At 53.7% G+C, this 25,619-nt stretch carries 20 protein-coding genes; all 20 read left to right on the top strand.

The window, feature by feature from the left end:
* Nucleotides 1-91: 91 nt before the first annotated feature.
* A complete protein-coding gene (gene tssB, locus JK231_RS12715; protein ID WP_045831911.1) occupies nt 92-589 on the top strand; it encodes a type VI secretion system contractile sheath small subunit in 498 nt (165 codons plus the stop codon).
* 29 nt (nt 590-618) lie between these two features.
* Nucleotides 619-2,166 (top strand): type VI secretion system contractile sheath large subunit, encoded by a 1,548-nt coding sequence (gene tssC, locus JK231_RS12710; RefSeq protein ID WP_211728720.1) that lies wholly within the window; start codon nt 619-621, stop codon nt 2,164-2,166.
* Between the two features lie 14 nt (nt 2,167-2,180).
* Nucleotides 2,181-3,518: a type VI secretion system baseplate subunit TssK gene (gene tssK, locus JK231_RS12705; protein WP_211728719.1), complete on the top strand. Its 1,338-nt coding sequence runs from the start codon at nt 2,181-2,183 to the stop codon at nt 3,516-3,518.
* Entirely contained in the window at nt 3,515-4,165 is a 651-nt protein-coding gene (tssL, locus tag JK231_RS12700) for a type VI secretion system protein TssL, short form (RefSeq protein ID WP_211728718.1), read from the top strand. Before tssK ends, tssL begins: the two co-directional genes overlap by 4 nt.
* A complete protein-coding gene (locus JK231_RS12695; protein ID WP_211728717.1) occupies nt 4,165-5,820 on the top strand; it encodes an OmpA family protein in 1,656 nt (551 codons plus the stop codon). Before tssL ends, JK231_RS12695 begins: the two co-directional genes overlap by 1 nt.
* Before the next feature lie 4 nt (nt 5,821-5,824).
* Nucleotides 5,825-6,316, top strand: a complete 492-nt coding sequence (hcp, locus tag JK231_RS12690) for a type VI secretion system effector Hcp (RefSeq protein WP_058960474.1) — start codon at nt 5,825-5,827, stop codon at nt 6,314-6,316.
* Between the two features lie 153 nt (nt 6,317-6,469).
* Nucleotides 6,470-9,109, top strand: coding sequence for a type VI secretion system ATPase TssH (gene tssH, locus JK231_RS12685; protein ID WP_211728716.1), 2,640 nt, complete (start codon nt 6,470-6,472; stop codon nt 9,107-9,109).
* Nucleotides 9,096-9,653 carry an ImmA/IrrE family metallo-endopeptidase gene (locus tag JK231_RS12680; RefSeq protein WP_097117604.1) on the top strand — a complete coding sequence of 186 codons (558 nt, stop codon included), beginning with the start codon at nt 9,096-9,098 and terminating at the stop codon, nt 9,651-9,653. Before tssH ends, JK231_RS12680 begins: the two co-directional genes overlap by 14 nt.
* 35 nt (nt 9,654-9,688) lie before the next feature.
* Entirely contained in the window at nt 9,689-10,093 is a 405-nt protein-coding gene (locus tag JK231_RS12675; protein ID WP_141399008.1) for a putative T6SS immunity periplasmic lipoprotein, read from the top strand.
* Between the two features lie 62 nt (nt 10,094-10,155).
* A complete protein-coding gene (locus JK231_RS12670) occupies nt 10,156-10,422 on the top strand; it encodes a hypothetical protein (RefSeq protein ID WP_211728715.1) in 267 nt (88 codons plus the stop codon).
* Nucleotides 10,423-10,427: 5 nt separating this feature from the next.
* Nucleotides 10,428-10,853 carry a hypothetical protein gene (locus tag JK231_RS12665; protein WP_211728714.1) on the top strand — a complete coding sequence of 142 codons (426 nt, stop codon included), beginning with the start codon at nt 10,428-10,430 and terminating at the stop codon, nt 10,851-10,853.
* 101 nt (nt 10,854-10,954) lie between these two features.
* Nucleotides 10,955-11,365, top strand: coding sequence for a putative T6SS immunity periplasmic lipoprotein (locus tag JK231_RS12660; protein WP_211728713.1), 411 nt, complete (start codon nt 10,955-10,957; stop codon nt 11,363-11,365).
* A 642-nt stretch (nt 11,366-12,007) separates the two neighbouring features.
* Nucleotides 12,008-14,722, top strand: coding sequence for a type VI secretion system Vgr family protein (gene vgrG, locus JK231_RS12655; RefSeq protein WP_211728712.1), 2,715 nt, complete (start codon nt 12,008-12,010; stop codon nt 14,720-14,722).
* Nucleotides 14,722-16,563, top strand: a complete 1,842-nt coding sequence (locus JK231_RS12650) for a phospholipase (RefSeq protein WP_211728711.1) — start codon at nt 14,722-14,724, stop codon at nt 16,561-16,563. The genes vgrG and JK231_RS12650 overlap by 1 nt, the downstream gene beginning before the upstream one ends.
* Nucleotides 16,563-17,846 carry a DUF6396 domain-containing protein gene (locus JK231_RS12645; RefSeq protein ID WP_211728710.1) on the top strand — a complete coding sequence of 428 codons (1,284 nt, stop codon included), beginning with the start codon at nt 16,563-16,565 and terminating at the stop codon, nt 17,844-17,846. Before JK231_RS12650 ends, JK231_RS12645 begins: the two co-directional genes overlap by 1 nt.
* A 36-nt stretch (nt 17,847-17,882) precedes the next feature.
* Nucleotides 17,883-18,932 carry a DUF6396 domain-containing protein gene (locus JK231_RS12640; protein ID WP_211728709.1) on the top strand — a complete coding sequence of 350 codons (1,050 nt, stop codon included), beginning with the start codon at nt 17,883-17,885 and terminating at the stop codon, nt 18,930-18,932.
* Nucleotides 18,933-19,086: 154 nt separating this feature from the next.
* Nucleotides 19,087-19,344, top strand: a complete 258-nt coding sequence (locus JK231_RS12635) for a PAAR domain-containing protein (RefSeq protein WP_072017065.1) — start codon at nt 19,087-19,089, stop codon at nt 19,342-19,344.
* On the top strand, nt 19,296-20,579 hold the full coding sequence (locus tag JK231_RS12630) for a hypothetical protein (RefSeq protein WP_249221701.1): 1,284 nt from the start codon (nt 19,296-19,298) through the stop codon (nt 20,577-20,579). Before JK231_RS12635 ends, JK231_RS12630 begins: the two co-directional genes overlap by 49 nt.
* A gap of 63 nt (nt 20,580-20,642) precedes the next feature.
* Nucleotides 20,643-24,023, top strand: coding sequence for an ImcF-related family protein (locus JK231_RS12625; RefSeq protein ID WP_211728708.1), 3,381 nt, complete (start codon nt 20,643-20,645; stop codon nt 24,021-24,023).
* Nucleotides 24,023-25,606 carry a type VI secretion system protein TssA gene (tssA, locus tag JK231_RS12620; protein ID WP_211728707.1) on the top strand — a complete coding sequence of 528 codons (1,584 nt, stop codon included), beginning with the start codon at nt 24,023-24,025 and terminating at the stop codon, nt 25,604-25,606. The genes JK231_RS12625 and tssA overlap by 1 nt, the downstream gene beginning before the upstream one ends.
* Nucleotides 25,607-25,619: the final 13 nt, after the last annotated feature.

Here is a 25,619-nt window from a genome sequence, read left to right as displayed (position 1 = left end):
TCCGCATTGAGCCTAAGATATATTCGCGCAGAATCACACAAGGAAAGTGTGCTTAAAGCGTGCTTTCCGCGCTTCACTTACAGGAGTAAATATGAGTAATTCTTATCAAAATGAAATACCCAAAGCGCGCGTTAACATCAAACTCGACGTTCATACAGGCGGCGCTGCACGCAAAATGGAGCTGCCGCTCAAACTGCTGGTGACCGGTGATTTCAGTAATGGTCAGGAAGATCGCGTGCTGAGCGAACGCGAAAAGGTCAACGTCAATAAAAACAACTTCGACAGCGTGCTCGCTGACTTCTCGCCATCAGTAAGGCTCACCGTACCGGATACCTTGTCAGCGGATGGCAGTGAACAGGCCATCAATCTGACCTTCAGCAACATCAAAGACTTCGAACCTGAACAGGTCGCTCGTCAGATCCCGCAACTCAAAGCGATGCTCGCGATGCGTAATCTGCTGCGCGATCTCAAATCCAATCTGCTTGATAACGTCACTTTCCGCAAAGAGCTGGAGATCATCCTGAAAGACCCGGCACTGAGTGACGAACTGCGTGCGGAACTTTCTGCGCTTGCCAGCGATAACGGCTGAACCCCTTTTAACGGACTAAATGAGAGACGATGCTGATGTCAGTTCAGAATGAAACCCTGTCTTCCGGTGGCACCACCGTGCTTGAAAACTCTGCAGCGGAAGGTGTGTACGCCTCGCTGTTCGACAAAATTAATCTCCATCCGGTTAGCTCACTGAGTGACCTGAATGTTTGGCAAGACAATCAGGCGATGTCAGATGCCACTGCTGACGAGCGCGTCACGGCGGCGATGCAGGTGTTTCTTCATCGCTTAAAAATCAGCGGTGAGAAAGTCGAAAAACTGGATAAAAACCTGCTGGATCACCACATTGCCGAGCTGGATTATCAGATCAGCCGCCAGTTAGATGCGGTGATGCACCATGACGAATTCCAGAAGGTGGAATCGGTGTGGCGTGGATTGAAATCACTGGTGGATAAAACTGATTTCCGTCAGAACGTGAAGTTGGAAGTGCTTGATGTGTCGAAAGAGGATCTGCGTCAGGACTTCGAAGACGCACCGGAAATTATCCAGAGCGGCCTGTACCTGCAGACTTACGTTGCCGAGTACGACACGCCGGGCGGCGAACCGATTGGCGCGGTGATCTCTGCCTATGAATTCGATGCCTCTGCGCAGGATATCGCGCTGCTGCGTAATATCTCGAAAGTTGCTGCATCGGCCCATATGCCGTTTATCGGTTCTGCAGGGCCGGCATTCTTCCTCAAAGAAACCATGGAAGAAGTGGCTGCCATCAAGGACATCGGCAACTACTTCGATCGTGCGGAATACATCAAGTGGAAATCCTTCCGCGACACCGATGATTCTCGCTATATCGGCCTGACCATGCCGCGTGTGCTGGGCCGTTTGCCGTACGGACCAGATACTGTGCCGGTGCGCAGTTTTAACTATGTTGAAGAGGTGAAAGGGCCGGACCACGATAAGTATCTCTGGACCAATTCGTCTTTCGCTTTCGCCGCCAACATGGTGAAAAGCTTTATCAACAACGGCTGGTGCGTGCAGATTCGTGGCCCACAGGCGGGTGGTGCGGTGCAGGATCTGCCGATTCACCTCTATGACCTCGGCACCGGCAATCAGGTAAAAATCCCTTCTGAAGTGATGATCCCTGAAACCCGCGAGTTTGAATTTGCGAACCTCGGTTTTATCCCGCTTTCGTACTACAAGAACCGTGATTACGCCTGCTTCTTCTCCGCAAACTCCGCGCAAAAACCGGCGCTGTATGACACCGCAGATGCCACCGCCAACAGTCGCATCAATGCGCGCCTGCCTTACATCTTCCTGCTATCACGCATCGCGCATTATCTGAAGCTGATTCAGCGCGAAAACATCGGCACCACCAAAGATCGCCGCTTGCTGGAACTGGAGCTGAATACCTGGGTGCGTGGATTGGTGACTGAAATGACCGATCCGGGTGATGAGTTGCAGGCTTCACATCCGCTGCGCGATGCCAAAGTGATTGTGGAAGATATCGAAGATAACCCGGGCTTCTTCCGCGTGAAACTCTTCGCAGTGCCGCATTTCCAGGTGGAAGGCATGGACGTCAATCTGTCGCTGGTATCTCAGATGCCAAAAGCGAAAGCGTAAGGCGGCTATCCGGAATGAAAATTTACCGTCCGTTATGGGAAGACGGCGCGTTTCTGACGCCGCAACAGTTCCAGCAGCAGGCTATGTGGGACGCGCATGTGGCAGGTACTGTCGCTGGCATGACGCTGGCACACCCCTGGGGCGTTCTATGTGCGGAGTTCGATGATAGCGCGCTGGCGCTGTCAAAACTGAATGCAACGCACATTGCCGTCCGCTTTGCGGATGGCTCACTGGTCGATACCCATCTGGCTGACACACTGCCACCGGTGTGTGAGCTGACTGATGTGATGGATCGGGACAGCGTAGAGGTGGTACTGGCGCTGCCGGTGATCAATGCCAACGGCGGTAATCTGGAGAACGGGGCGGACAGCGAACGTCCGCGCCGCTGGGTCGCCACCCGGGAGCGCGTGCAGGAGCTGGCCGGTCACGAGCGTACCGAGATTGCGGTACAGCGTTATGCGCTGCGCCTGCGGCTGGCGCATCAGGAAAACGTGGCGTACCTGACTTGTCCGGTTGCCCGTCTGGTGCGCAACGCTCAGGGGCAGTGGATGCGCGACACCACGTTTATTCCCCCCATGTTGTCACTGGCTGCGAGCCCGGCGCTGGTCGCGGCGCTGGGTGACCTGCTTCATCGCCTGCAGGCACGCCGTCAACGTCTGATGCAACTGCGCCGCGAAAGTAACGAACGCATGGCGGATTTTGCCGTGTCCGACGTTTCCCTGTTCTGGCTGCTCAATGCGCTGAACAGCGCGGAGCCGGTGCTGACTGAGCTGTACCAGTCACCGTCGCGCCATCCTGAACTGCTTTATCGTGAGCTGGTGCGCCTTGCGGGGAGTCTGCTGACGTTTTCCCTCGAGAACGCGCCGGACGATATCCCAGCCTACCGACACAACGCGCCAGAGCAGGTTTTCCCGCCGCTGTTCACGCTGCTGGATACGCTGCTGGAGGCAAGCCTGCCTTCCCGCGTGATCGCCATCGACCTGGAAAAACAGGGGGTGCTGTGGAAGGGCAGGCTGCACGATGCGCGCCTGCGCGAAGGGGCGGATTTCTATCTGTCCGTGCGCTCTTCGCTGCCAAATCATGAACTTCAGGCGCGTTTCCCGCTGCTGTGCAAGGCAGGCAGCCAGGACGATGTGTCAGAGGTAGTGAATATCGCGCTGAGCGGTATGGTCATCCGCCCGCTGCCGCATGTCCCGGCGGCCATCCCGTTACGCCTGGAAAATCAGTATTTCGCGCTGGATCTCTCAACGGACGCGGCCCGGGCAATGCTGTCCTCCGGTGGCTGTACCTTCTACACGCCGGAATCGCTCGGTGAGCTGAAACTGGAACTCTACGCGGTGCTGCGCTCATGAATAATCCCAACACACTGACAGAGCGTCTGTTTTTTCAGGGCTGGCTGATGGTCAGCCAGCTGCGTTGCGGACAGCAAATTGAAAACGGCGACGCGCTATACCGACGTGCGGCGGGCTGGGTGAAGACAGCCCGCGAGGCGTTGACAGAGGCCGGGTTCAGCGAGGCTAGCCGTGACCACATGCTGTATGCCTTCTGCGTGCTGCTGGATGAGGCAGTGCTAAACAGAGGGAGTCAGGACGATGGCTGGCTGCGCTGGACCCGTGACCCGTTGCAGGTGCGCTTCTTTGGTTCACTGAACGGCGGTGAAGCACTCTGGGATCGCATCCGCACCGTGCTGAACGAACCTGCAGCAGACATTACGGTGCTGACCTGCTTTTACCGCACCCTGCAGCTGGGGTTCGTCGGGCATTACCGCGCGCAGGATGACGAGCGTCGTGAAGACGTGGTGAGTGCGCTGGCTGTTCGCGTGCCGCCTTTTGCGCTGCCGGAAGATGCGCCGCTGGTGGTACGCCCTTCAGGTCTGCGCAGCGGACGCCGCTTTTACTGGCTGAGCTGGGTGGCAGCAGTGGTGCTGCTTGGCGGGCTCTGGTTCGTGCTGGAGTCAAGGCTGGCAGAGATGGTGTCGCGCATGGCAGGTGCACAGTAATGGTCCGCCCCGATTCACGTCAGGGCCTGACGCTGCTGGCAGCCGTGCTCGCTATCCTGCTGGTAGTGGGCTTTTCGGGACTGAAGCCGTTGAACACGGTGGCGCTCTGTGTGCTGGTGCTGCTAGTGGCCGGTTTTCTTCTGTGGCATTTGCAGCGTAATGCCACTGATCACCAACCGGACATTGATGCCAGCCTGCCGCCGGAAACCTATTGCGGGCCGGTAATTCTGGTTATCGGGGATACGGCACCGTTGTTTGGTGATCTGACACACCGGGAGACCCGGCTGGGGTGGTATCTGAACGTGCGCCAGCCTGGTGAACTGCCCGCGCTGGCGGAACGGCTGGCACAGCAGTATTCGGCGCTGCTACCTCAGCTTTCAGTGATGCTGGCGATCATCCCCGGGCAGCACACCTCCGCTGACATATTGACACAGCAGCAGAGTGGATGGCTGCGGGCCTATTCACAGTGCCGGGTTGTGCTGAAAGGGTTGCCGCCATTGTGGGCCGTGATATGGGGCTCGTCAGTGGATGAGCGCACGCATTGGTTCAGCTATACGCCAGAACAATTACAGTTTCATCCTGAAAATGACGCCCGCCTTTCGCTGGCGGAGTGGATCACCCGGGATCCCCTGCATTTTCATCACGCACTCAGACTGCAAAGCCTGATGCAATGGTATGCGGGGCAGTTCGCGGCTTCGCACACCGCAAGCTCGTGCCAGATCGGCGTTTGCCTGACACCAGTACAGTCGCTGCCGGGCAACCTGTGGCAGCAGCATACCGTCGGGCTGACCACACTGTCGCCTGAAAACTATGCGTCTCCGCCTTCACTGCCGCTGCCGGATGTGCTGCTGTCCGGTATGCGGCAGCGGCAGGGTATCAGCCGCTGGCTGCTCACGGCGCGTAGGGTCGGGATGATGCTGGGCCTGTTTCTGGCGCTGGCCATGCTTGCTTCCTTTATTCATAACCAGCGCCTTGTGCGCAGCGTGGCCGATCACCTTGCCTTGTGGCGCAGCCTGCCGGAGGACGCAATCGCGGCAAAAATGCTTGCACGCGATGCGCTTATCCATGATCGCTCGCTGCTGGATGCCTGGCAGCGCAGCGGTGAGCCACTGCGGTTCGGAATGGGACTTTATCAGGGCATGCGGCTTAGTGCGCCGGTAAACACAGCCATCCACCGCTGGTCACCCCCGCCTGCGCCTGCTCCCGTGGTTCAGCAGGTAGTGCAGGGCCCACAGACGGTGCGGCTTGACAGCCTGTCGCTGTTTGAATCGGGCAAAGCGGCGCTGAGGGCGGGATCCGACAAAGTGCTCATCAATGCACTGTTGGGCATCAAGGCCCGACCCGGCTGGCTGATTGTCGTCGCCGGCCATACCGACAGCACCGGCAATCAGCAGAACAATCAGCTGCTCTCGCTAAAGCGCGCCGGAGCGGTGCGCGACTGGATGCGCGACACCGGCGATGTACCGGAGAGCTGCTTCGCGGTACAGGGCTACGGTCAGGATCGTCCGGTTGCAACAAACGAGTCGGCGGAGGGGCGTGCGCTCAACCGCCGGGTCGAAATCAGTCTGGTGCCACAGGCGGACGCCTGCCGCGTGCCGGACGCACAAACCCGGTCATCACAGGATGATGGCCATTCTCAGTCTGAAAAGGAGTAACAACATGGCAATTCCAGTTTATCTGTGGCTGAAGGACGACGGCGGCGCGGACATCAAGGGTTCAGTAGACGTGCAGGACCGCGAGGGCAGCATTGAGGTGGTGGCACAGGAGCATAACCTGTACATCCCGACCGACAACAACACCGGCAAGCTGACCGGCACCCGCATTCACACGCCGTTCCTGTTCACCAAGGAAATCGACTCGTCGAGCCCGTACCTCTACAAGGCCGTAACTACCGGTCAGACCCTGAAGTCGGCGGAGTTCAAGTGGTATCGCATCAGCGATGCAGGACAGGAAGTCGAGTACTTCAACACCAGGCTTGAGAACGTGAAGGTGGTGAAGGTGAATCCTGTCATGCACGACATTAAAGATCCTTCCAAAGAGAAGCACAACCATCTGGAGATGATTGAGCTGCGCTACGAAAAAATCACCTGGACCTACAAGGACGGCAACATCATTCATTCCGATTCCTGGAACGAACGCGCCACCGCGTAAGCCCGTGCGGACGGTTCGCCGTCCGCTTTTTCAGGCGTGCGCCTGCGCGCGGGTGCACGCCTGAAAAACACACTGATGTGCAGATACTACAGACCTTATGGGCCTCGGTTTACGGCCAGGGGCGGTAGCGTGCCAGCAACGGAGAGAATACCAATGGAACACCAGTCTGCAGCGCTGCTGCGCCGTCTTAACCCCTTCTGCGCCCGCGCGCTGGAGGCCGCCGCCTCACTGTGCCAGACCCGCGCGCACGCGGAAATATTCCCCGAGCACTGGCTGCTGAAGCTGCTGGAGCAGGGTGAGGGCGATATCACAGTCATGGCGCGCCGCTATGAGTGGGACATGGACAGCGTCTGGCAGGGGCTGCTGAGATTTCTGGATGGTCAGCCTCGCCTGGTGCGCAGCCGCCCGGATCTTTCGGCTCGCCTGCACCACCTGCTGAAGGAGGCCTGGCTGGCGGCCTCGGTGGACGGTGAGGAGCGCATCCGTAGCGTACACCTGCTGACAGCCATCATTGGCAACCACTCGCTGACTCGCTGTGACGCACTCTGGCCAATCCTCACGCTGAGCCCGCGCCAGATGACGGCGCTGCGCCCGCTGCTGGACGAGCAGTCGGACGAACGCCCGGACGCGCTGCAGCCGAACGAACCTCTGGGGAGCCTGAACGCAGAGGAGGGCGAGCCACCTGCGCTGGCGGGCGCTGCGCCTGCTACCACCGCTGAGGCGCTGTCCCGCTTCACCCGCGACGTTACCGCCGACGCGCGGGGCGGGAAGATTGACCCGGTGTATGGGCGCGATAATGAAATCCGCCAGATGGTGGACATCCTCTCGCGTCGCCGCAAGAACAACCCGATTCTGGTGGGCGAACCAGGCGTGGGCAAAACCGCGCTGGTCGAGGGGCTGGCGCTGCGCATTGCGGAAGGCAACGTGCCAGCCAGCCTGAGCACGGTCAGCGTGCGCACCCTGGACCTTGGCATGTTGCAGGCGGGCGCGGGCGTGAAGGGTGAGTTTGAGCAGCGCCTGAAGAACATCATTACTGAGGTGCAGCAGGCTGAGCAACCGGTGCTGCTGTTCATCGACGAAGCCCACACCATCATCGGCGCGGGCAATCAGGCAGGCGGCGCGGATGCAGCTAACCTGCTGAAGCCCGCACTGGCGCGCGGCGAACTGCGCACCATCGCCGCCACGACCTGGAGCGAGTACAAGCAGTACTTCGAGAAGGATGCCGCACTTGAGCGCCGTTTCCAGATGGTGAAAGTCGATGAGCCGGACGACGAGACCGCCTGCCTGATGCTGCGTGGTCTGAAGTCTCGCTACGCGCAGCACCACGGTGTGCACATCACCGACGAAGCCGTGCGCGCCGCCGTGACGCTGTCCCGTCGCTACCTGACCGGACGCCAGCTGCCGGACAAGGCGGTAGACCTGCTCGACACCGCGAGCGCGCGCGTGCGCATGAGCCAGGACACGGTGCCGGAAGCTATCACGCAACTGCGTGCCCGCACGGATGCCCTGAATATTGTGAAGCGCGCTATCCTGGATGATCAAGCGCTGGGCGGCACCGTTCAGGAGGCGCGCATGCATGACATTCTGAAAGAACTGGCCAGCGCTGACGAACGTCTCGAACAGCTGGAGCTGAGCTGGGTGGCCGAGCGCGAGCTGACGCAGACGCTGCTGGCCAGCCGGCAGGATGCCACTCAGCAGGCGCGCCGCGCAGAACTTCAGTCCGCCCTGCACGCGCTGCAGCAGGGCGAGCCGCTGATGACGCTGGACGTGGACGCACGCACGGTGGCGGGCGTGATTGCCGACTGGACCGGCGTGCCGCTCTCTTCTTTAATGAAGGACGAGCAGACGGAGCTGCTGACGCTGGAGAAGGCGCTCGGAGCGCGCGTGGTCGGCCAGCCGATGGCGTTGAACGCCATTGCACAGCGCCTGCGCGCATCGAAAACCGGCCTGACCGCCGAGAACGGGCCGCAGGGCGTGTTCCTGCTAGTCGGCACCAGCGGTACGGGTAAAACGGAAACCGCGCTGGCGCTGGCTGATACCCTTTACGGCGGCGAGAAATCGCTGATTACCATCAATCTCTCCGAGTATCAGGAGGCACACACCGTGAGCCAGCTCAAGGGCTCGCCGCCGGGCTACGTGGGCTACGGTCAGGGCGGCGTGCTGACCGAGGCGGTGCGCAAACGTCCATACAGCGTGGTACTGCTTGACGAGGTGGAGAAGGCGCACCGCGACGTGATTAACCTGTTCTACCAGGTGTTCGATCGGGGCTTTATGCGCGACGGCGAGGGGCGGGAGATTGACTTCCGCAACACCGTTATCCTGATGACCTCTAACCTCGGCAGCGACGCGTTGATGCAGAAACTGGACGAACAGCCGGACGCCAGTGAAGCTGACCTGCAGGAACTGCTGCGCCCGATAATCCGCGACCATTTCCAGCCCGCACTCCTGGCGCGCTTCCAGACGGTGATTTACCGCCCACTGGCTGCTGAGGCGATGCGCACCATCGTCGAAATGAAGCTCGGCCAGGTCAGCCAGCGGCTACAACGCCACTACGGCCTGCGCACGGAGATTTCGGACGCGCTGTACGATGCTCTGACCGTCGCATGCCTGCTGCCAGACACTGGCGCACGCAACGTCGATAACCTGCTCAACCAGCAGATTCTACCGGTGCTGAGTCAGCAGCTTTTGCAGTCTCAGGCCAGCGGGCAGTTGCCTGGCACTCTCAGCCTGGACTGGAACGATGAGAACGGTGTGCTGATGACATTTGAGAATCTCATTCATGAACAAAACTGAAAGAGATGCGGCAGCCAAAGAAGGTAGCCTGCGGCTGATGAGTAAAGGGGAAATCGTGCTTGCCAGGACGGTGTTCCGGGACAAAATTGATTATCACAAGGTATGGATCCATAAAGACAGCTATCTCCCGTTTGGTTTGCAAAATGAAGCTGTTGCCATGACGCCAACGGGAGAAATATATTACCGTCCGCCACTTTACCGGAACGATTTTGCTGACCTGGCTCAGAGCGACCTTGCGGACAGACATACTTTTATACACGAGCTCAGCCATATATGGCAGCGCCAAAAGGGAATGTGCGTAATATGCAGGGGGCTCATAAGCTGGCTGGCGAGCTATCGCTATGAACTGGATGGACGGCTACTGAGTGAGTATCAGATGGAGCAACAGGCACAAATTATTGCAGATAATTTTCTACTGGCGAGTGAGGGGTATAATACATTTCTGGAGTATCGGCGTCGAAGTTATGTCACGCTGGACGGCAACCTGGATGAGTCTCTTATTTCGCAGAAATATAAACATGCGTTGAGAGGATTCCCTTGGTGAATATACCTCAGAGAAGAATTAGTTGCAGGTTGGATTTGTTAGTAATCGTATTTCTCCTGGCAGGATGTCTAGGAGACAGGTTCACGCTTTCAGATACTGCTCCTCTCAGCATAGATGCTGACCGCATCTGCTTCACTGTATTAAAACCTGATGACTATTCACTTTCATATTTTGACCTCTTTGAAAGAGGAAATCGGAACTCTGTTAAGCAGCCAGAAATAGTAGAATATAGAACAGATAACAGCCTGCTTCTCTGCTTGGCTGAGGACACAGCAAGCGATTCAGAAATTGTTTATGTTGCGCAGTTTGGTCTGACGACACAGACCAAACATAAACCGATTAGGAAATTCTCTGTGGCTTTCAAAGCTGACAAAACGGGATTTGTCAGTGTTCAGCTGCTGCAAAACGAAATCAGTTATTACATGGGGCGGGGATATTAGCGGTTCAGTTTATCAACGGACTGACCAGCACTAATTTCATACATAGGGCGTTTCTTCGTCTTATGAGTAATCAGGCTATGTGCGTTATCTATCGCGGTATGCTCAGTTGTATGGCTACTTATGCTTATGATCTTGACGGCCGACTATTGAGTGAATACTCGCTGGAGCAACAGGCTCAAATAATTGCTGATAACTATATTCTTACTGAGTGGGGATTTGGTCGATGGAATGAGTTAAGGTTGTATGACCATGTCAAATCTGTTAGAGCATTGAGTGAGCCTGAAGCCTGTTTAGCTTATATGAAAGCATTAAGAAGTTTTCCATGGTGAAATCTATGAAATTATATTTCATTGTCATATTCACATGCTTCGCTATAGTCGGGTGTACTTTGGGAGAAGATCCTGTCGGGTTTGAACGCGATGCCGATATGAGCGTTATTGATGATATGCTATGTATGAATATAGCCCAGAACAAAGCGTATTATTTCAGTGTTTTTTCAATAAAAAATAAAGATGGCTCAGGGCTTAGGAAAACAATCGATGGCAGCGAGTTAATAGCATTAAATAATAAACGTTGCATGCCATTATCCTGGTTGCCTGCATCAGAAAAAAAAGAGTATATTATTCATTATGGTCTATTGTCCAGACTGGAAACACTTCCATCCTTTAGAAAAGTAGCGGCCATAAGGTTGAAGAATAGTCGGGTCTATAATTTCCCATTAAAAAGAGAAGATTATTTCCCAAGCTTCATCTCTGAGTGAGATTATGTTGACGAAAAAACGGAATTTTAAATATCGTTAGCAAACGAACGTACCCAGCCTGTTCTCGATGAAAGGTATAGATGTGTTCTCTAAGGTTTTCCATGTTGAAGGATTATTTCATCCCAAAAGTAAATTGGTTGCCTGTGATTGTTGCATTTATCACAACTGGTTGTGTTGGAGACAAGGTTACGTTTTCTGAAGTCGCTGAAGTTGAAGGTAAAGGAAATAAAGTATGTTTTAAAGTCAGGCGCGCCGATGATGTTACTGTAGGAAATGTAACAATTTTTAAGCGGGGGCAAAGCGAAAATAGAGAGTTTGTGGGGAGGGATGCTGTGGAGGTGGTCAATAATGAGTGTATATGCTTAAGCGATTTTACTTCCATGAATTTAATTAAGGGGAAATATATTGTAAGGTTTGTTCTAAAACCGAGTAAAAATCGTCAGAATCTAAGGTTTTTCTCCACTGTGATGGAATTTAAAGATGGAGCTTTTGTGAATATTCCATTGCAATAGGATGAGGTTGTACATTATCTTGGTAGAAGAATTTGATTTATTGTAAATACTTAATCCCATCAAGTTTCTATAATGCATTAAGAGAAAGGCAATTATTTTCAGGTGTGTCATCGATATTAAAAAACGCCCCTTTACTCATGGTGTTTGTATTGTCAGGTTGTATTGGCGATAAATTTACACCTTCTCAGCAAACGTTGGTCAGCAAAGTTGATGGCCGCATATGCTTCACTGTATTAAAACCTGATAATTATTCATTTTCATATTTTTACCTCTTTGAAAGAGAAAATCGGAACTCTGTTAAGCAGCCAGGAATAGCAGAATATAGAACCGATAACAGTCTGCTTCTCTGCCTGACTGAGGACATTATCAACAGTTCAGAAATTGTTTATGTTGCTCAGTTTGGTCTGACAACTCAGACCAAGCGTAAACCGATCAGGAACTTTTCCGTGGCTTTTAAAGTTTACAACACGGGCGTTGTCAGCGTTCCCCTTCAGCGGAACGAAATCACCTATTACATAGGCCGCGGATATTAGCGTTTAATTTTATTAAATGCCTGACCGTTTCAACTCAATACACTGAATTCTTATCTAACCCGCATTCCTGAAAGGGATTGAACCATCCGTCATCACGGAGCGAATGACAATGACCCCAAGTGAAATGTTACTTAGCGCAGCATCGGTTTTATCGTCTACCCAGAATCGCTACTCTCTTCACATTCCCGCCTGCAATGCTGTTATTGATGTTGAGAGTCTGAACGGTACGGAAGTGCTGAGCGCGAATTACCAATATGACGTGCTTTTCACCAGCCCCGATAAAGACATCTCGCCAGAGAAGATGCTGCGCAAAGCGGTAACGCTGACCATGAGAACCGGCTCTTTGCTGGAACCCGATTCGCAGAAAATTGTTCACGGTTATATCACTGACTTCCGCCGTCTGACGGGTTCCGCAGACCAGGTTAGTTATCTCATTATTATTGAACCCCGCTTTGCGCTTCTGGATAAACAATTCCGCTCACACCGTTTCTTTGTGAATAAATCCGTTCCGGAAGTCGTCAGTCAGATCCTGGATGAGCATGGTTTTCAGGGGTGGGAATATGAATTCAGCCTGAAGCATGACTACCCCAAAAGAGAGCAGATTAACCAGTATCAGGAAAGTGACCTGAAGTTTGTACAGCGTCTGTTGTCCGAACTCGGAATTTTCTATTACTTCACACTTCAGCACGACACTCAGACTGAAGTCATCCGTTTTGGTGACGCGCAGAGCGCTTATGCCGATCAGAGGTCGCTTCCGCTGAACAGCCCGTCAGGTCTGGAAGACAAAGCTCAGGAATCCATCTGGAACCTGGATCTGACCCACAACGTGGTTGAAGCGGGTGTGATAGCAAAGGATTACAACCACCGTGAGGCACAGCGCTTGCTGCGGTCGGTGAAGGCCGATATGACACGGGGTGATGGTGAGAATATCTCTTACGGGGAGGTTTATCACTATCGTCCCCGCCATCCTTACAGCGGCGATAAGTTTACTCCGGAGACCGAGACCGCAAACTTTTATGCCCGTCTCGATCATGAACGTTTTCTTGCCCGGCAGACGCTGATATCCGGTATTTGCAACGATGCTTTTATCAGCCCCGGACATGTTTTATCTGTTACCGAAACAGGCATACCCACGCTGCCTGCACAGTTGCAGAGTCCCGTTTTAATCACCCAAATCAATGTCAGTGCGAGCCGACGTTCAGCCTTCCAGGCCACGCTGAATGCGGTGCCTTACAGCGAAACGCTATGCTGGCGCCCCGCACTGCTTGCTCGTCCTAAAGTCAGCGGCACCATGACGGCTCGCGTGACAAGTGCGAAAGACAACGACATCTATGCCTGGCAGGATGCATCCGGGCTATATCGTGTGGCATTTGATGCGGACGAGGAGGGTAGAGAGCGCGGCCTCGAAAGCATGCCAGTTCGCCTCGCAAAACCTTACGGCGGAGATATGTACGGCTTCCACTTCCCGCTGATACAGGGGACGGAGGTGGCAATAGCGTTTCGTGAGGGTGACCCGGACCAGCCTTATATCGCTCATGCGCTGCATGATTCACGCCACGTTGATCACGTCACCGAAAAAAACAGCACGCGCAATGTTATCCGTACAGCTGGTCTGAACAAGATTCGCATGGAGGACAAGCGTGGCGAGGAGCATATTAAGCTCAGCACGGAGTATGGGGGTAAGACGCAGCTTAATCTTGGTCATAACGTAGATGCTTCAGGAACACTAAGAGGAGAGGGTGCTGAACTTCGCACGGACAAGCACATAGCGGTGCGGGGTGGGGCCGGATTGTTTATTTCTGCAGATAAACAACCTAAGGCACTAGGGCCAATACTGGAAATGCAGGCGGCAATGGAGAGGCTTAAACAGTCTGCTGAACAGATGGATTCCCTCTCTAAAGATGCACAGTCTGCGAAAGCGGAACCAGCACAAATAGAGGCGCAGCTTTCTTTCATGCGCGAACAAATTAAAGAATTGAAAGAGGCCGTTGCGGTGTTGAGTGCACCAGAGGGGATTGCTTTAACAAGCGGTAAGCATTTGCAGCTGGCAGCGCGGCAAAATCTCACGTTCAGCGCTGGTGCTGATACTGATATTGGCATTGTGAAACGATTGTTCGTGGGGGTTGGCCATGGGGTGAGTCTGTTTGTCCGAAAATTAGGTATTAAGCTTATCGCTAACCAAGGCCCCGTAACTATTCAGGCGCAAAATGATCAACTCCAATTGCTGGCACGGCAGGGGCTGGAAATAACCAGCACAGAAGATGAAATTCATATTGTTGCTAAGAAGAAAATTGTTCTGAATGCAGGGGGAACCTACATTACCCTTGACCCGTACAAGATTGAATTAGGTACCAACGGTGATTGCAATATTAGAGCAGCCGACTTTGCTTACAGTGAACCAGCCAATATGGATGCCAGTCATCCAGAATATCCGGCGCTGCAAGAAAATGTAAAACAATCGCTGCGTTTACATATTCCACAGGCACCTAACGCTCCTGAAATAAGCTGGGCTGGCATGCCATATTCCCTTTTTGCAGATGGATCGTTGGTTAAATCAGGTGTACTGGACAAGAGCGGCCAACTCCCAATTGACCATCAAGTGGTGACCAGAGAGTACACACTGGAAATGGCTAATGGTGTGCGTTATCAGATCCCTGTCGTTGATGCATACACTAACCCGGAGCAGGGCAAACTGGCTAATCTTGGGTTCCATCATCATCCATCGATGGCCAGTTCTGACATTAATACGCCCTACACCCATACTGCCCACCGTATGACCTATGCCCGCCTCTTGGGTAATGTAAACGACAAGGATGAAGTTTAATGAAAAAGGACCCTTTTGTTGTCCCTATTGCCCCTCATGAAGCGGATCACGGGGTGATTACCTCTCCCTGGTTTGTTCAGAATACGGAATACCCGCCAACCCTGGCGACCTACAAGCCGCTGGTCAATGGTGAAGAGGCTTTTGCTGCGGTTCATCACGCCATTGCGAATGCGAAGAAATCAGTGGATATCATCTGCTGGGGTTTCCAGCCTTCAATGTATTTTATCCGCGATGGGCAGGCCCCCTCGATTGGAGAGTTACTCGTTGACGTTGCGAGAAAAAACAACGTGGAAGTGCGAGTACTGGGTTGGAAAATGCCACTCAATTCAGCAGGGGGAGCAGGTGAAGCCAATCTGCCCGGCAAAGGCATTGTGCGTATAAAAGATCGGGCAGGACAAAGCGCGACGGATGAGCAATATGCGAATGACAGGAAATGGTTTGCAGAGTATGCCCTGTTTAATACGGTTAAAGAGATTTCAGTCGGTATCGGAACAACGCCAAAAAGATTAAAGCAATTCCCGCAGTTTGTAAGCAGGGGCTTCAATGTTGATGAACGTGCGGAGATACGATATCAGGCAGCACTGCATGCACTTGATAAAGACATCAGTAAAATGACCGTGGCACTTCTGGCGGCGACAGCCACTCATCACCAGAAAACAGTCCTGGTGGATTATGAATTACCGGAGCATGCAGTGGGTTTTGTGATGGGCCACAACATGCTCGATGAGTACTGGGATACAGATGAGCACTCATCCAGGCGTCGGGCAGGCAGCGTGGATGCGTATGCATCCAATATGGGAGCCAGCGGGTTTCTCCCGCGCCAGGATATCTCAAGCCAGGTAACGGGCCCGATACTGGAACACCTGCACGAGAATTTTGCTAAGGCGTGGTGTAAGGAAACGCATCAGGATCTGCTGGCTTCGCGTAATGCAAAGAAAGTGGCCAAAGAACTGAAGCCCCGCCCTGAATACGGCACGCCGATTATGGCTCAACTGCTTCGTACTCAGGCACAGGAACAAAAACGGGATATCGAGACGCTTTATTTGCAGGCAGTTAACAATGCCACTCAGTTTATTTATATTGAAAATCAGTATTTCCGATGGCCGCCGCTGGCCAAATTAATTACTGAAACTGTAGCAAAACAGATAAAAAATGGTCGCGACTCTAAAAAAGATGGTGTTCTGCATTTGTTTGTAGTGACAAATGTTACAGATGAGGGGATAGGGTCGGGTACCGTTAATACCCAGCGCATGCTGGATTTACTTGGACGGGCCGATACCATGCCGGGTATCACCAAGCTTAAACTGAAAGAAGAGTTTCGAAACAGCCTGCCCAGCGACCCCTCAATCAACGCTCCCTATGGAGAGAAGCTGAAATACATTTATGAACGGGATGCTGCAATAAAAGAAAAAGAGAAAGAAATAGATGAGAGCGTTATTCCCCTTGTAGATATACCAGGTCTGAAAGTGCATGTGTGCTCGCTGGTCGCAATGGATTCTCCGCCAGATAAATGGATGCCTGTTTATATTCACTCCAAGTTGATGATTATCAATGACGTGTTTACCACGCATGGTTCTGCCAATATTAACACCCGCAGTATGCAGGTGGACAGTGAGATGAATATTGCTCATGAGTGGGGAAGTGTGACGCGGGATTTAAGAAGAAGATTATGGAATTTACATACTAACGGCAAGGGAGGGAATGATAATCCGAAAGATGCATTTGAAGCTTGGGAAGACTTGCTCCTCAATAATAAAAATTTAATGGAAAATAAAGAAAGTCCGGAAGCATCGATTATTAATTTCCTCTACTTGAGTGCAAACCTTAAGAACTTAGATTAATGAAAAAACTCATATTACTAATAAGCCTTTTACTGACGGCTTGTGATCAAAATAATTTTTCAAATTTGGCAAGAAAGGATACTGCTGTGGACCCCCTGAATAATATCAATGATCGCCTGGCTTTTACATGCCTGCATGAGGTCATTCCGCAGATACATTCTGATGCTGATATACTGTTCAGATATGCGCGCTGGCTGCAGGTGAACAACCAGCTTAAGCAGGACAAGGCCACAGACCTGGAAATTGCCCGTCTCTATCGCATAGCGGCTGAAAACGGACATGCCAAAGCCACCATTAATCTGCAGAACGGGTCGCTGCGCGGGCGTTTTGGGCTGACTGCATCAGAAAGACGCCGTTTCAGCCAGCAGCTTATCGATGCCGGAGTCGCCAGCGGCTACTACTTTATCGCCATCTATCTGCAGCATGGAACTGCGGGGCTGAAGCAGGATGAGGACATGGCGCTGCGTTACTATCGTAAGGCGGCTGATGAAGGGAGTGCTCTGGCACAGGCCTATGTGGGCGATAAACTTGAACCGGTTGACATTGCCCCCGACGTTGCAAAACAGATGTTGCTATGCGCAGCTGAGCAAGGTAATGGCGAGGCAGCAGTATCGCTGGGGGTTGGCCTCAAAATAAATAAAAAGTATTCAGAGGCTTTGCATGCATTCCAGCTCGGAGTGGCGGCAGGTAATGCAAGCTCAGCAAGATTTTTGGGGAATGGATTTAATGGCCCTGAGGCTGATGATAGGCTTTACTATCTTAATCAACATATAGACCCTGAGCGTGCTCATCGTTACATGCTCATCAACGATATACTGTCAGGTTACTCCTACGCCCATCCCACCGTACCCGAAATCAACGACATCGTTCCGCTACCGCCCGCGCCTTTGCCGGAATGGGACGGCAAGCTGAAGTGGCTGGAGGCCCGCGAAGCCAACATCCCGCCGGAAAAACCGGACGAGGCGCTGATTGTCCGGCTGGCGAAGGAGAAGCACCTGAACCCGGCGACCGGCAGGCCGCTGCCGGCATCACCGGACTTTGATAAACAGAGCGCGTCGCTGCTGCTGTGCCACAGCGGAGAACCCTGCCCGAGAAGCGGCTACTGGCAGACGGCCTGGATACCGGACAGCGGAACAGGCCCGGAAGAGGTGCGTCACTTCAGGGAGGGGGATACGATGCCGGCCGACCGCATAACGCGCATTCATTCCCGCCCCTGGCCCCTGCGTGACAGGCACACGGAGGAAGAGCAGCCCGTGACGTGGCGTTATCTGGGCGAGGCCTAGGACAGCGCAAGCCGTTAACACAAGGAAGAGCAGGCCATGACAAACAACTACAGCCAGCGGCACGCCGCTATCGGGATGCTCTGCCTGCTGCTGGCAGGGTGCGATAACAGCGCTTCCCCGTTTCAGACAAACATGAGTGGCATCCCATCGCCCGGTGGTGCCAGCACCGGGCAGGCCTTCACCTGCAGACACGAGATTATTCCGGGGCCGGAAGCTGAAGCTGATGTGCTGTTCAGATACGCCCGCTGGCTGCAGGTGAACAACCAGCTCAGGCAGGACAAGGTCATAGACCTGGAAATTGCCCGTCTCTATCGGATTGCGGCAGAAAACGGACATGTCAAAGCCACCATCAATCTGCAGAACGGGTCGCTGCGCGGGCGTTTTGGTCTGACTGCATCGGAACGACGCCGCTTCAGCCAGCAGCTTATCGATGCCGGAGTCGCCAGCGGCTACTACTTTATCGCCATCTATCTGCAGTACGGTGCTGCAGGGCTGAAGCAGGATGAGGACATGGCGCTGCGTTACTACCGTAAGGCGGCTGATGAAGGCAACGCCCAGGCACAGGCTTACGTGGGCGAAAAGTTATCCTGGCTTGAGAATACCGGGGACATAGTCCGGCTGATGCGGCGTTGCGCAGCAGAACAGGGGGACGGGGAAGCCGCATCTTCGCTGGGAATTAACCTGAAGGCAAAAAAGAAATATAAAGAGGCAGCCGAAGCATTTCAATTGGGGGTGGCTGCCGGTGACGAAAATTCTGCAAGCTTTTTAGAAGAGGGATTTTCCGGTCCCGAGCCTACTGACAGGCTCGATTATCTAGGCCAGCAAAACGACCCCGAACGCGCACGGCGCTATAAGGCTATCTGGAAGATACTGTCAGGTTACTCCTACGCTCATCCCACCGTACCCGAAATCAACGACATCGTTCCGCTACCGCCCGCGCCTTTACCGGAATGGGACGGCAAACTGAAGTGGGTGGAGGCCCGCGAAGCCAATATTCCGCCGGAAAAACCAAGTGAGGCGTTGATTGCCCTGCTGGCGAAGAAGAAGCACCTGGATCAGGTGACGGGCAGACCGCTGACGTATTAAATGATTTCATCAGAAAGAATATGTCATTCATGTTGTGCTATGGCGGTAATACAACATCATTCAGTCGGTAATTTTTATATCAGACAATCCTCATAATCGTTTTATTTAGTGACAAGTTTCTTATTTAACTAATTTATCAAGGGTATATTTAATAATGAAAAATATTATTCGGCTGGGTGATAAACATACCGGCGGCGGCTCTGTATTAAGTGCTTCAATGAAGATGATGTTTCACGGTGTAGGTGCTGCGCGAGTGGGAGATCCTGTTGACTGCCCTAAGCACGGTAAAAATGTTATCGCAGAGGGCCATGCAACCTATAAAGACTACGGGCGACCGGTGGCATTTCATGGGCATCGTTGTGCATGTGGGTGCAGCTTGATATCAAGCCTACCATCAGCAACGGCGATGTAAATATGCCAGTCAATCTCAAATTAATACCATCACCTGCAATTAAGCCGGTGGCGCCAAAATGGTGGGTGTGGCTTTTAATATTGCTCATCATGATAATCGTTGGCATAAATTACGCCATAATGATGAAGATCTCTAAACCGGACATGAGCAACATAATATTTTGGGAGAACGCGCTTGAATTGCCTTTTTTAGGTTGGGCTTTCCTATTGTTTTTCCGTCTGGCCTGGTTTAAAGGACAATTCAATGCAGCTATAAACAGTGATCGGTTACGTGAAAAACAACTCAATCGAGAACTAAAGCGCGGGCAGCGTTATTTAAATGTCTATGGATTAAGTCTTCATACTGCGTTCCGCACTGACGCTGATACTCAAGGTAACTTACAGTGGGAAGCTTTGAGCCAAAAAAAAGCGGCATTGAAAACACAGCCATCATGGTTGGGATACCGGGGCGTCCGGCACAGTCGCTTAAACAGAAATGACGAAGAAACCGTAGAGCAATTATTGAAACGAGGGTTCGCTAATGTGCTGGGAGAACTCAGCCCAATCCTTGCCATGATGCCAGAAGCAACATCTATTGCTGTATTACTCGAGTGCGAGAGTCACCTGAATAGTCAACAGATAGAGAGTACTTTTAAGCAATGCTGGGATGACAGTAGCATAGCTCAACCCGCTACGCGCATTTCTGGTGCCGGGCTTGCCGTCATTGACCAATGGTTAGATCAAAGCAGTAATGAAAAAACAATGCTCTTAGTCTTAGCCGCACAGATTGAACCCGAACATCCTGAGGGAACTTCAGAAGCAATTGTCGGCTTACTGCTCGGTCATTCACTACCTGTCCCGAATCTACCGATTCTTGCGCGGTTGCATCGTCCGGAACAGTCATATTATACAGACGTTAAAGATTTGGAATATGCTATTGCGCACTCCCTGAAATGGGTTCCCATAACGGGTGAAAGTATAGAGTCTGGCTGGCTGGTTGGTATCCATTCGGAACATAATATTGCTGTTGCCACGGCATTAAAATCTGTAAAAAGTCCAATCAATATCGGGCAGGACTTAAATAATCTTGATGCAATATTGGGATATCCTGGTTGTTCTGCTCCATGGGTTGCCATCGCCTGCGCCGCACAATTCTGCAGAAATGGAAAAGCGCAATTGATCTTGAGTGGTAATCGTACCAGCGCACCGTTGTGGGCCACAATAGTTTCGCCTGAGGGGCTATCAACTCAGTCGTGATACACGAATTAGTAAAGAAAATGGAATGATGAAAACTAATGATTGTGCAACAGGGAATAAATGATGAACACATCGAATAAAGGAAGTGATAGGCACTGGATAGGTCGTTATGGCGTTATTTTTCTTGTGCTCACTGCGATTGCCTGGGGTATTTATCGTTTTGGTGAAAGAATTGGCCTGTTAACGTTTCAAAGCAAGCTTTACGCCTTCATTGGATTATGTTTTATTTTTTTATGCATGAGTTACGGAGTGATTTTAATTAGAAGCATCTTGCAAGAGCGTAATGATAATGATGCCTCTGTTAAAAACAATAAAACCCAGCAAGTGAATGGAAACTCCGCCTCTGGTGTCGCCATATCTGAACTCAAGTTGGCACTAGGCCATCAGTTCGGTCGTTTCTGGCGAAAGAAAGTGACAATTATTATGCTCACCGGGCGTAAGCTGGATGTGGAGCAACTCGCCCCTGGCATTAGCAGTCAGTTCTGGCTAGAGCATCAAGGTACGGTGCTGTTGTGGGGGGGAGATACAGATCAGCCTTTGGATAATGACTGGTTCAGCAAGATTAAGGCATTATGCCATCAACCGATTGATGCTTTGATTTGGGTCACATCATCTCTGAGTCGATCTCCTGCTTTGGATTACGCGTCATCCGACGACATGTTATCACCACAGGAAATAGATACACTCTCCCGAAGAATTACCTCTCGTTATGAATTATTAGGATGGAGACTGCCGTTTATTGTGTGGTCGTTACATCCGGCTGGTGACTGTTCAGGAAGAATTACACAGTCTGTCGGTTGCTTATTGCCATTCCGAGCAACATCGAAGGCTATTGAAGCGCAACTACTTACATTGGCCTATAAATTGACAGAGCAAGGAATTCAGCAAATCTGTATTGATCCTCAGTACACATTCTTGCTTGCTTTGAAATCTGAGCTCTCCCTGTCAGCGAGGCGTATTAGCCAGTCTCTGACTGAGTTGCTGAATCCGCATCGTCCGTTACCCGTTGCAGGGATTATGTTTAGCCCTTCAGCAATGGAGTCTGCCCGAGAGGTTAAACATCATTGGGGAAAAGACAAGTGTTGGGATTCGTTACTTGCTTCACTTTCAACATTACCTGTGGGATTACGCCCGGTAAAACATCGTCTGGGATGGCCTCAGGTATTATGCATTATTAGTTCAGCATTTATGGTGCTCTGGGCTGCTGGGATAATTATCTCGTTTATTTACAACCGTAATATTATTGCTACGACACAGGATCAGATTACTCGCGCGTCTCAAAGTGTTGGGATTGAGCAGCGGCTGAGTGCACTCGCTGAATTGCAAGCGGGAATCGAACGCCTGCAAAATCGGTCTGCTCACGGTGTGCCGTGGTATGACTTCACCGGGCTAAATCAAAATGATGCGCTACTCCACGCACTTTGGGAGCGATACAGTAATGTCGCACTGCCGTTGCTGCGTGATGCGGCGGCAATTCACCTTAAGGCCAAGCTGAAAACCATAGCCGCATTGCCGCCAGATAGTCCACTTCGCGAGCAGCTTGCAAGACCCGCTTACACCCAGCTCAAACTATTACTGATGCTGGCGCGACCGGAACGAATGAATGAGGAGTGGTTTAGTCATGCACTGATACGGGATTGGGCGCAGCGTGAAGGCGTGACTGACAGTTATTGGCAGGGAGAAGGTGCACCGCTGCTGGCCTTCTACAGCAAGAGTTTGCGTACACATCCGCAGTGGGCGCTAAAGATCGATGATGAACTTGTCAGTCAGGTACGCGCCCTGCTGGTGCGGCAGATGGGGGTAACCAACAGCGAAACCCGCCAGTACCAGCGGATGCTCTCACAGGTAGCCCGACAGTATGCTGACATGCGCCTGTCAGACATGACCGGCGATACAGATACGGCGCGTTTGTTCACGACCGATGAAGTAGTCCCGGGGATGTTTACCCGGCAGGCCTGGGAAGACGGCGTGAAACCTGCCATTGAAAAAGTGGCTCGCGAGCGCAAGGAAGAGATGGACTGGGTGCTGGGTGACAATTCGCAGGCCGACCAGGCAGCATCACCGGACGCACTGCAAGCCAGGCTGACCAGCCGTTACTTCTCTGACTACAGCGCCGCCTGGCTGAATTTCCTCAACAGCCTGCGCCTGCAACCTACTCCGACATTGTCAGACGCTATTGACCAGCTCACACTGATGGCAGATGTGCGCCAGTCACCGCTGGTGGCGCTAATGAATACGCTCAACGTGCAGGGACGGACCGGGCAGAGTGGGGATGCTATTGCTGACTCGCTGGTGAAGTCTGCGCAGAACCTGCTCAGTCGGGAAAAGCGCCCTGCCATTGACCAGAACAGCGGACCGATCGGCCCACTCGATGCGACTTTCGGCCCGCTGCTGGCGCTGACTGACAGTCAGGGCAGCAGCAGTATGAGCCTGCGTACCTTCCTGACGCGCGTGACTCAGGTGCGTCTGCGCCTGCAGCAGGTCACCAACACGGCAGACCCGCAGGCCATGACGCAGACGCTGGCGCAGACGGTGTTTCAGGGGAAAACGGTTGACCTGACTGACACGCGTGATTACGGCAGCCTGGTCGCCGCCGGGCTGGGACAGGAGTGGAGCGCCTTCGGGCAGACGGTGTTTGTGCGCCCGATGGAGCAGGCCTGGCAGCAGGTGCTGATGCCCGCTGCGGGCAGCCTGAACGCCCAGTGGCAGCAGGCGGTGGTGAACGAGTGGAACAGCGCGTTTGGCGGCCGCTATCCGTTTAAAAATGTCAGCAGTGAAGTGTCACTGCCGCTGCTGGCGAAATATCTGAATGCGGACAACGGTCGCATCACTCGCTTCCTGCAGTCGCGTCTGAGCGGCGTGCTGCACCGCGAAGGCTCCCGCTGGGTACCGGACAGTATCAACGCCCAGGGGCTGACGTTTAACCCGGCCTTTCTGCAGGCGCTTAATCAGCTCAGCCGGATTTCCGACGTGGTGTTCACCAATGGTGAGGCCGGGCTGCACTTTGAGCTGCGTCCTGGTACGGCTGCAGACGTAATGCAGACTGACCTGATTATTGACAGTCAGAAGCTCACCTACATGAATCAGCAACCGGTGTGGAAACGCTTCACCTGGCCGGCTGACACTGAAGCGCCCGGCGCATCACTGAGCTGGATAAGCACGAAGGCCGGCACCCGCCAGTACGGCGACATGCCGGGCAGCTGGGGTCTGATTCGCCTGCTGGATAAGGCTCAGGTCAGCGCCAATCCGGGCATCAGCAGCAGCTGGCGGCTCACCTGGCAGGCTCCCGACGGCCGTCCGCTGAACTACATTCTGCGAACAGAAGCGGGTGAGGGGCCGCTGGCGCTGCTGAAGCTGCGCAACTTCACGCTCCCGGCGGACATATTCATTATCAGTAACGCCCCGGACGTGCCGGATGAAAATTTTGTCAGCGAGGAAGACTAATGCCACTGCAATCTCTGATTAATGCCTGCGGTGCGGATGCGGACCATCTTCGCGTGCTGGCCACGGAGTCTGTTTCGCTGTGGGAGCCGTGGCTGAAACCCCTGGCGGGCACCCACGCAGCAGGCGAAGACCCGACCTACAACGATGCGTTCCAGCAGATGCAGGAAGAGATGAACCGTTTGTCTGGCGCGGACACGGCGCTTATCTGTGCGCTGGCGGAGCAGGTACTGACGACGGAAGCCAAAGATATCCGCGTGGCAGTCTGGCACTGCTGGGCGCGACTGCAACAGGACGGAGAAGAAGGGTTCGCCGACGGTCTGGCCCTGCTTGCCGGCCTGCTGCAGCGCTTCGGTGATGCTCTGCATCCGCAACGGGCGCGCAGTCGTGAGGCGGCGCTGGGCTTTCCCGCCAGCGCGCGCATGCTGGATACGCTGACGCTTTATCCTGAAGTGACGACCGCAACGGCGCAGCGTACCGTGGCGGCGTTGCTGATGATTGATGACGTATGCAGAGCGCAGGGCGGGGCCGGCCTTGGCGGCCTTTATGGCGCGCTGGAGGCAAGGTTGCTGAGGGCAGGCGGCCCGGATGCGGTTGTGCCCCAGACGGCGGCAGACGGTCCCGCATCCCAGTCGTCTTCAGCCTCCGCCGCCCCCGCTCTGGCGGCTATCAGTTCCGGGCGTGATCTGCTGGACCAGGCACGAACGCTGGCCGCTTATCTGCGCGATCAGCCAGGCGGATGGCTGGCCGCGCATAGGCTGATGAAAACCATTCGTCATGACACGCTCAGCCAGCTGCCACCGTTGTCCGGCGACGGCAAAAGCCGTATCGAGCCACCCAAGCCGGACCAGCGCGCACAGCTCAAGCGCCTGTGGCTGCAGCAGAGCTGGGCCGAACTGGCCGAGCAGGCCGACAGCCTGTTCAGCCGGGGCGGCAATCACTTCTGGCTTGACCTGCAGTGGTACCAGCACCAGGCGCAGCTGCGCTCGGGCAATGCGACGCTGGCGGCGATTGTTCAGGACGACCTTAAGGGCCTGCTGTCGCGCCTCAACGGGCTGGAGACGCTGGCCTTCAGTGACGGAATGCCGTTTGCGGATGAGGTCACCATGGGCTGGATCCAGCAGCATGTGCTGATGTCTGCGGGAGTGTTTGGATTGGAGGCTGTCTCTGTGACTGCTGGCGCAGAGGATGATGTGTTGCAGCTGGAGAGCGAGGCCACTGACCTGGCAGACAGGGAGGGCATTGAAGCAGCGCTGGCCTGGCTGCAGCAACGGCCCGGCATAACGTCACCCAGGCAGCAGTGGTTGTTGCGTTTGCTGATGGCCAGACTTGCTGAGCAATTTGGCCGTCAGGAAATGGCGCTTCATCTGCTATGTGCGCTCGATACGCAAGCAGAGAGTATGACGCTGGACGAGTGGGAGCCATCTCTGTTGTTTGAGGTGCAGTCCCGCAGGCTGAAGCTGTTGCGCAGCCGTGCAGGCCGAAGCGAAGCGGATAAAACCAGGACGCACACAGAGATGGAAAGACTACTTTCATCGCTTATCCGGATTGATGCCGCTCGTGCTGCCATACTGACCACTTCGTAAAGGAAGACGAAAC

This window comes from Pantoea sp. JGM49 (genome assembly GCF_018257655.1).
Taxonomy (GTDB): domain Bacteria; phylum Pseudomonadota; class Gammaproteobacteria; order Enterobacterales; family Enterobacteriaceae; genus Pantoea; species Pantoea communis.
This window is presented reverse-complemented; position numbering and strand designations above follow the sequence as displayed.

Excerpts from the sequence above, each read along its gene's own strand:
- tssB (WP_045831911.1), top strand. The coding sequence starts at position 92 with ATGAGTAATTCTTATCAAAATGAAATACCCAAAGCGCGCGTTAACATC.
- tssC (WP_211728720.1), top strand. The coding sequence starts at position 619 with ATGCTGATGTCAGTTCAGAATGAAACCCTGTCTTCCGGTGGCACCACC.
- tssK (WP_211728719.1), top strand. The coding sequence starts at position 2,181 with ATGAAAATTTACCGTCCGTTATGGGAAGACGGCGCGTTTCTGACGCCG.
- tssL (WP_211728718.1), top strand. The coding sequence starts at position 3,515 with ATGAATAATCCCAACACACTGACAGAGCGTCTGTTTTTTCAGGGCTGG.
- JK231_RS12695 (WP_211728717.1), top strand. The coding sequence starts at position 4,165 with ATGGTCCGCCCCGATTCACGTCAGGGCCTGACGCTGCTGGCAGCCGTG.
- hcp (WP_058960474.1), top strand. The coding sequence starts at position 5,825 with ATGGCAATTCCAGTTTATCTGTGGCTGAAGGACGACGGCGGCGCGGAC.
- tssH (WP_211728716.1), top strand. The coding sequence starts at position 6,470 with ATGGAACACCAGTCTGCAGCGCTGCTGCGCCGTCTTAACCCCTTCTGC.
- JK231_RS12680 (WP_097117604.1), top strand. The coding sequence starts at position 9,096 with ATGAACAAAACTGAAAGAGATGCGGCAGCCAAAGAAGGTAGCCTGCGG.
- JK231_RS12670 (WP_211728715.1), top strand. The coding sequence starts at position 10,156 with ATGAGTAATCAGGCTATGTGCGTTATCTATCGCGGTATGCTCAGTTGT.
- JK231_RS12665 (WP_211728714.1), top strand. The coding sequence starts at position 10,428 with ATGAAATTATATTTCATTGTCATATTCACATGCTTCGCTATAGTCGGG.
- JK231_RS12660 (WP_211728713.1), top strand. The coding sequence starts at position 10,955 with ATGTTGAAGGATTATTTCATCCCAAAAGTAAATTGGTTGCCTGTGATT.
- vgrG (WP_211728712.1), top strand. The coding sequence starts at position 12,008 with ATGACCCCAAGTGAAATGTTACTTAGCGCAGCATCGGTTTTATCGTCT.
- JK231_RS12650 (WP_211728711.1), top strand. The coding sequence starts at position 14,722 with ATGAAAAAGGACCCTTTTGTTGTCCCTATTGCCCCTCATGAAGCGGAT.
- JK231_RS12645 (WP_211728710.1), top strand. The coding sequence starts at position 16,563 with ATGAAAAAACTCATATTACTAATAAGCCTTTTACTGACGGCTTGTGAT.
- JK231_RS12640 (WP_211728709.1), top strand. The coding sequence starts at position 17,883 with ATGACAAACAACTACAGCCAGCGGCACGCCGCTATCGGGATGCTCTGC.
- JK231_RS12635 (WP_072017065.1), top strand. The coding sequence starts at position 19,087 with ATGAAAAATATTATTCGGCTGGGTGATAAACATACCGGCGGCGGCTCT.
- JK231_RS12630 (WP_249221701.1), top strand. The coding sequence starts at position 19,296 with ATGTGGGTGCAGCTTGATATCAAGCCTACCATCAGCAACGGCGATGTA.
- JK231_RS12625 (WP_211728708.1), top strand. The coding sequence starts at position 20,643 with ATGAACACATCGAATAAAGGAAGTGATAGGCACTGGATAGGTCGTTAT.
- tssA (WP_211728707.1), top strand. The coding sequence starts at position 24,023 with ATGCCACTGCAATCTCTGATTAATGCCTGCGGTGCGGATGCGGACCAT.